Genomic DNA, 5154 nt, shown 5'->3' with positions numbered 1-5154 from the left:
CCGCGGCGGTGCCCACCCCGGCGGCGGCCCAGCCGTGCGACAGGTCGGCCAACCGGGGCCCGCCCGCCACGACGACGGTGAAAGCGCCCTGGGTGCGCCCGCGCATCTCGTCGGTGGCGGCGGTTTGCAGGATCGCCATGCGGAAGACCCCACTGACCATGTCCGCCGCGCCCGCCAGCACGAGGAACGCGACGGCCACCCAGAGCGAGGACGCCAGGCCGAATCCGGCCACGGCCAGGCCCCACACGGCGATGGCCGCGACCACGGCCACGCCGTGTCTGCGCACCCGGCGAGCCCAGCCGGACATCGTGCCGGCCAGAATCCCGCCCAGGGGCACGGCGGCGAAGAGCCAGCCGAGCGCGAGCCCGCCGCCGGAGGGGTCACCGAAGGTGCGTTCGGCCATCTCGGGAAACAGCGCGCGCGGCATGCCCGCGACCATCGCGATGATGTCCACCACGAAGGAGGCCAGCAGCACCTTCTGGGCCGCCATGTAGCGGAACCCGTCCACCACATCGCGCAGGCCCGCCGCGCGGGTGTGCCCGGAGGTCGGCGGCAGCGGCGGGAGCCGCCACACCGCCCACAACACGGCGGACAGCGCGACCATGTCGGCCAGGTACAGCGTGGACAGCCCGATCACCGGCAGCAGTGCACCGGCCGCCATCGGCCCGAACACCGCACCGAATCTCGTGACGGTTCCGGTGAGCGCGGCGGCCGAGGGCCGCAGATCCGGCGGCACGAGCCGCGCGACCACGGCGTTGCGCGTGGGCATGTTCACCGCGAAGAAGGCCTGGTTCACACCGAGCAGGGTCAGTACGAGCCATACCGACCCGGCACCGAAGAACGCCTGCGCCCACAGCAGCGCCGCGGTGAAGGCGATGCCGGTGTTGGACACCAGCAGCAGCCGCCGCCGGTCGACGGTGTCGGCCACGGCGCCGCCCCACAGGCCGAACACCACCAGCGGGACGAGCCCGAACAGCCCAGTGAGGCCGACGTAGGCCGAGGAGCCGGTGAGGTCGTAGATCTGCTTCGGCACCGCGACGGCGGTGAGCTGACTGCCGACCGCCGTGACGGCCGAACTCAGCCACAACCGGCGGAACGCCGGAATCCGCAGCGGCCGCCGGTCGGCGAGCACGCCGTCCAGGAGCCGGCGCAGCCGCGCCGTTGAGCCCGCGTCCCGGCCTGCGTCGTCCTCCGAGGTCCCGCTCCGCGCGCACACGACCGGAAAGCTTAGCCGACCTAACTACCCGCCGTCCGCCCCTCGTGAGCGAGTCCCGCACCCACCGAGGCGACCGTGGGCGCGCTGTCCCGCACGCCCACGGCGATGCCCGTGAACCCCGGCCGCGGAACCCGGGGTCAGGGAGCGACGCGGTGGATCCGCCAGCCGTCCTCGGTGCGGACGTACCGGAGGCGGTCGTGCAGGCGGTCCTGCCTGCCCTGCCAGAACTCGACCAGCTCCGGCCGGATGCGCCAGCCGCCCCAGTGCGGCGGCACGGGCACGCTGTCGACGTCGGAGAACCGGCGTTCGATCGACTGGAGGGCCGAGTCCAGTTCCCGGCGGCCGGACACCACACGCGACTGCGGTGATGCCCACGCGCCCAGCTGGGACCCCCGGGGCCGGGACGCCCAGTACGCGGCGGTCTCGGCCGGATCGGCCTTCTCCACCTCGCCGCGCACGTGCACCTGCCGGTGAAGCGCGTACCAGGGAAAGGTCGCCGAGGCGTACCGGGTCACGCTGAGATCGTGGCTCTTGGCCGAGGTGTAGTTCGTGTAGAACACGACACCGCGCTCGTCGAGACCCTTGCACAGGACGCTGCGCGACGAGGGCAGCCCGTCCGCGTCCGCCGTGGCGAGCACCATCGCGTTCGCGTCCGGCAGCCCCTCCTGAACCGCCTCGTCGAGCCAGCGGCGGAGCTGCTCGGTCCAGGTGGCGGCGAGGTCGGCCTCGTCCAGCCCCGTGCCGTTGTAGGACACCCGCATCCCGGGCAGCCGTACGTCGACCTCAGCGGCGTTCTCCACTTCCGTCATGCCAACCTCCCGCGCTACCTCGCACACACCCGACCGCACGGTCCGGCCACCTTTCCGCCGACGGTAAATGGTCCGGCGCACGGGCGAAAGTGCGCCGACGGTGACCGCCACCACCGGCTTCCGCGACCGTACGGCCAGTGGACCGAACGATTCACCCGCACGGTTTTCTGAATCGTTCTCGGAATCGTGACGGAAACCACCGTCGGCCTCGATTGATACCCGTCAGTAATCGGTGCAGAGTCTCTTTCACCGTGCGACGGGGCGCGTGGGCACGTCGACCTCGCGCGGTGACCGCCCACCGGGGGACTCGCGACGAAAGGCCAGTTCAGTGACACCGACGACACACCAGGCCGGCACCAACGGCACCCAGGTCGACGACGGTTTCCGTCCCGGACTCGAAGGGGTGGTCGCCTTCCGCACCGAGATCGCCGAACCCGATCGGGACGGCGGCGCGCTCCGCTACCGGGGCGTGGACATCGAGGAGCTCGCGGGAATCGCGAGCTTCGGCGACGTATGGGGGCTGCTGGTCGACGGCGACTTCACCGCCGGGCTGGCCCCCGCCGAACCGTTCCCCGTTCCGGTCCGCAGCGGTGACGTGCGGGTGGACGTCCAGGCGGCCCTGCCGACGCTGGCACCGCACTTCGGCTTCTCTCCACTGCTCGACATCACCGACGAGCAGGCGCGCGAGCAGCTCGCGCGGGTCTCCGCCCTGGCACTGTCCTACGTCGCCCAGTCGGCCCGGGGCACCGACCGCCCCGCGGTGCCGCAGTCCCGGGTCGACGAGGCCGCGACCGTCACCGAACGGTTCATGGTGCGCTGGCGCGGCGAGCCCGATCCCGCCCACGTGAAGGCCATCGACGCCTACTGGGTCTCGGCGGCCGAGCACGGGCTGAACGCCTCCACGTTCACCGCGCGCGTCATCGCCTCCACCGGCGCCGACGTCGCCGCCGCCATGTCCGGGGCGATCGGCGCGATGTCCGGACCGCTGCACGGTGGCGCGCCCGCGCGCGTGCTCCCGATGATCGAGGAGGTCGAGCGGGTGGGCGACGCCCGCGCGGTGGTCAAGGACATCCTCGACCGGGGCGACCGGCTCATGGGCTTCGGCCACCGGGTGTACCGGGCCGAGGACCCGCGCGCCCGCGTACTGCGCCGCACGTGCCGCGAACTCGGCGCCGAGCGCTTCGAGGTCGCCTCCGCGCTGGAACAGGCCGCGCTGGCCGAGCTGCGGGAACGCAGGCCCGACCGCGCGATCGAGACCAACGTGGAGTTCTGGGCCGCGGTGATCCTCGACTTCGCCCGTGTGCCCACGCCGATGATGCCCGCGCTGTTCACCTCGGCCCGCACGGCGGGCTGGGCCGCGCACATCCTCGAGCAGAAGCGCACCGGCAGGCTCGTCCGCCCGTCGGCCTCCTACGTCGGCCCCGGCCCGCGCAGGCCGTCCGAGGTGGACGGGTTCTCCGGCGTCGTGCGGGCCTGAGACCCCACCAGGCAGCGACCGGGGCGACACCACGCCGGAGCCGGCAGGGTCGCCCCGGTCCGGGTCGGCACGGCCTCGGCCGGAGCACGGCGTCGGCCGCGCGGGAGGGTCCGGCCGCGGGACCGGTCAGGGCTCCTCGCGGCTCACGGTGAGGGTGGTCAAGAACTGCCGGAAGTCGCCGATCACGGTGTCGAGCTGGGCGCGCGTGCAGGTCAGCACCACCTCGACGAGGGCGCGGGTTCCGGGGTCGGAGATGTCCTGCATCGACAGGTAGACCTGGCACTGGTTCAGCGCGAGCGCCCGGTCGTCGACCGCGGTCTCGAAGTCGAGCATCTGCGTCAGACCCGGCGACTCGGCCGAGCCGATGCGGGCGCGGTCGCGCACCGTGACCTCGCCGGTGGCCTGTTGCTCGATCCGGCGCACCGACTCGTCGCCGGTGGTCTCCAGATCCTCGTCGTCCGCGCGAACCCGCCCGGAGATGGTGATGTTGGCGGTGAAGCCGTCGCTGGACGCGGGATGCAGAGCCACGAAAGCGACTCCGGGCGCGCCGACCTCGTCCGGCGGCGCCGAACGCCATCCCTCGGGCAGCCGGAACTCGATCGGCACCGGCAACTGTGTGGCCATCGGCTCGGACACTCCTCACCACGTCGCGTCTTGGGGGAGGCGGAACGGGCGCGTTCCGGGGACCTCGGGTCCCGGGGCGCTACCTCCACGGGGTGAGGGTATCCAGGGTCGCCTCCGCCCTCTCGCGCGCCGAGCCGGTGAGGCCGCTTCCACCGCCGCGCCCCGGTTCCGCGTACGCGTCCGCACGGTCACGGACGTCGTGTCCGGGCCGCGGCACGCACCAGTCCGGGCGCCACCCGGGAGAGCACCAGCGCGACCTTGGCCTCCGGGGTCGAGGGCACCAGCGGGAGGTCCCGCTCGACCGCGCGGAGGATGTCCTCGGCGACCCGGCTCGGCGGGAAGTTCCGGGCGCCGTAGAGGCGCCGTGCCCGGGCGCGCCTGCGGCCGGACTCGGTGGCGTCGGCACCGGCGAAGACGGTGGACTCGACGATGCCCGTGGCCACGAAGCCGGGACAGACCGCGCTGACCCCGATGCCGTGTCCGGCCAGCTCGGCGCGCAGGCTCTCGGTGAGGCTCAGCACCGCCGCCTTGGTCGTGGCGTAGACCGGAAGGATCGCGTTGGGCAGGTACGCCGCCATCGAGGCGACGTTGACCACGTGCCCGCCCTCCCCGCGCTCGCGCAGGAGCCCGCCGAAGACCCTGCTGCCGTGCACGACACCCCAGAGGTTCACGTCGACCACGCGCCGCCACTCGTCGAGGCCAGTGTCCACGACGGAGCCGACGGCGCCGACGCCGGCGTTGTTGACCACGACGTCGGGCACCCCGTGTTCGGCACGCACGGCCTCGGCCAACGCCCGCACCGCGTCGGCGTCGGCGACGTCCACCCGGTGCGTGGCGAGCACGGCCGCGCGCTCGCGCACGGCCTCACGGATCTCGCGTGCCGCGTCGGCCAGCGCGTCGGGGTCCACGTCGGCCAGGACGACGTCGGCGCCCTCACAGGCGAACGCGAGCGCGGTCGCCCGCCCGATCCCGCCGCCCCCGCCGGTGACGAGCACCAGCCTGCCCGGAAAGCGGGTCCGCGGCGGCGG

The 5154-nt window shown here is 73.4% G+C and carries 5 protein-coding genes; 1 reads left to right on the top strand and 4 read right to left on the bottom strand.

Annotated features, from left to right (window positions below; translation table 11 throughout):
* Both SACSA_RS0114845 and pdxH read right to left on the bottom strand, forming a co-directional pair.
* Positions 1-1141 (bottom strand): MFS transporter (locus SACSA_RS0114845; protein ID WP_408640278.1); only part of this gene is annotated, 1141 nt, incomplete at its 3' end.
* A gap of 212 nt (positions 1142-1353) precedes the next feature.
* On the bottom strand, positions 1354-2025 hold the full coding sequence (pdxH, locus tag SACSA_RS0114840; RefSeq protein WP_019816682.1) for a pyridoxamine 5'-phosphate oxidase: 672 nt from the start codon (positions 2023-2025) through the stop codon (positions 1354-1356).
* A 328-nt stretch (positions 2026-2353) separates the two neighbouring features.
* Here pdxH and SACSA_RS0114835 point away from each other — a divergent pair, with 328 nt between their 5' ends.
* A complete protein-coding gene (locus SACSA_RS0114835) occupies positions 2354-3502 on the top strand; it encodes a citrate synthase 2 (protein WP_019816681.1) in 1149 nt (382 codons plus the stop codon).
* Positions 3503-3628: 126 nt separating this feature from the next.
* Here the strand turns inward: SACSA_RS0114835 and SACSA_RS0114830 are convergent, their stop codons facing one another.
* On the bottom strand, positions 3629-4126 hold the full coding sequence (locus tag SACSA_RS0114830; protein WP_019816680.1) for a hypothetical protein: 498 nt from the start codon (positions 4124-4126) through the stop codon (positions 3629-3631).
* 188 nt (positions 4127-4314) lie between these two features.
* On the bottom strand, positions 4315-5154 hold an 840-nt coding region (locus SACSA_RS0114825), incomplete at its 5' end, for an SDR family NAD(P)-dependent oxidoreductase (RefSeq protein ID WP_019816679.1).

It is taken from the genome of Saccharomonospora saliphila YIM 90502 (genome assembly GCF_000383795.1).
GTDB classification, from domain to species: domain Bacteria; phylum Actinomycetota; class Actinomycetes; order Mycobacteriales; family Pseudonocardiaceae; genus Saccharomonospora; species Saccharomonospora saliphila.
Note: the sequence above shows the minus strand (reverse complement) of the source record. Positions and strands in the feature narration are given on the sequence as shown.

Excerpts from the sequence above, each read along its gene's own strand:
- pdxH (WP_019816682.1), bottom strand. The coding sequence starts at position 2,025 with ATGACGGAAGTGGAGAACGCCGCTGAGGTCGACGTACGGCTGCCCGGG.
- SACSA_RS0114830 (WP_019816680.1), bottom strand. The coding sequence starts at position 4,126 with ATGGCCACACAGTTGCCGGTGCCGATCGAGTTCCGGCTGCCCGAGGGA.